Annotated in this window: 2 protein-coding genes; one reads left to right on the top strand and one right to left on the bottom strand. The window is 65.1% G+C overall.

Going from position 1 to position 1315, the window contains the following annotated elements; translation table 11 throughout:
• The coding region (locus tag ACFC3J_RS22690) for an SDR family oxidoreductase (protein ID WP_375198172.1) at positions 1-103 on the top strand (103 nt) is incomplete at its 5' end.
• A 15-nt stretch (positions 104-118) separates the two neighbouring features.
• On the opposite strand, the gene ACFC3J_RS22685 is transcribed toward ACFC3J_RS22690, so the two are convergent.
• The gene (locus ACFC3J_RS22685) at positions 119-1177 is read right to left on the bottom strand and encodes a hypothetical protein (protein WP_279776600.1); all 1059 of its coding nucleotides are present in this window, start codon (positions 1175-1177) and stop codon (positions 119-121) included.
• Positions 1178-1315: the final 138 nt, after the last annotated feature.

Below are 1315 nucleotides of genomic sequence, written 5' to 3'. Positions count from 1 at the left end.
CAGCGGCGAGGATATTGCCGAAGCCGTAGCCTTCCTGGCTTCGGCCAAGGCGCAATATATGACTGGCCAGACCCTGATCGTCGATGGCGGCTTCAGTCTCTGAAGCCGACGGCTGCGCTCAACCCAGCCCCCGCTGCGCCGCGACGCCATCGCCCCAATTGTGAATGCGCTCCCAGAAGCGGACGCGGGTCGGCGCGAAATTATGCATGTGCGCCATGCGGGGACATATGAAGAGCTGGACGTCTTCCGCGCTCTTATAGGCCCGGGGCTCGCCCAAGGGATCGGGGACAACGTCGCGCTCGCCCATCGCGATCAGCACGGGGACGCGTACCACCGCTGCTTCGAGCGCCACTGCGCCCGGCGCGACCATATATACGCCGCAAGGCGGCGTGGTCGCCGAACGCCATTCGGGCAGCGGATCGACCAGCCCGGCAGACGCCTTCATGTCGAGCGTGACGATATCCGCAGGCTCGTCATCATGATGGAAGGACCATTGGAAAGGATGCTCGCCTGCCCTTGCCGCCGCCTGGAGCGCTTCGGCGTCGCCCAGCGTCACGCCCGGCGCCTGCGCCAGCGCCGCCGCATTCAGCACATGCGGCGCATCGAGCGACGAACGGCGCGAAATCCAGGGCCACGCGGCGGGCGGCTGTCCCGGCCGGGTCGGCACGACAGTATGGACGCCGCTATAGCCCAGCACGCCGATGCCGTGGAATGTCTGGTGATTGCCCTGCGCGACGACCGTGAAGCATCCGCCCATCGACTGGCCTATGCCAAGGCATGTGGCGTCGACGATCGGGTCCAGTCCATCGACGAGCGTGCCCGCTTCCAGCCGGGCCATGACCTGGCGCACCATCGCGTCGTTGGCCGCCGCCACGTTATCGAGATTGAGGGCATTGCCTTCCGGGATGGTGGACTCGCCAAATCCCAGATGATCGCAGGCGACAAAAATCCATCCGCGCTCGCAATGGAAACCCGCTTCCCCGCCGCCCGACCCATCCGGCATGTCGAAGCTGTAATAGCGCCGGCAATAGCCCCCGCCGGGAAAAGCGAAACAGACGGTCTTGGGATTGGCCAATGCCGTCATATCCGGAAGATGAACCGTGATCGCCACATGGGCGGCCATGCCGAGGGCCGCCGCTTCGCTGACATCGATCTTCAGTTCGACTGAGCGCTTCATGCCCTTGCTCATCCTTCCATTCCAAACACCGACGCCCTCCTTCGCCGGACCGGCGCGCTCTCGCCGCGCCGGTCCGGCCTGTCGGTCACTTATAGGGATCGACGGGCTGGGGAACGTCGATGACTTCCAGATCCTTCA

The organism is Sphingobium sp. (assembly GCF_041987595.1).
GTDB lineage: Bacteria > Pseudomonadota > Alphaproteobacteria > Sphingomonadales > Sphingomonadaceae > Sphingobium.
This window is presented reverse-complemented; position numbering and strand designations above follow the sequence as displayed.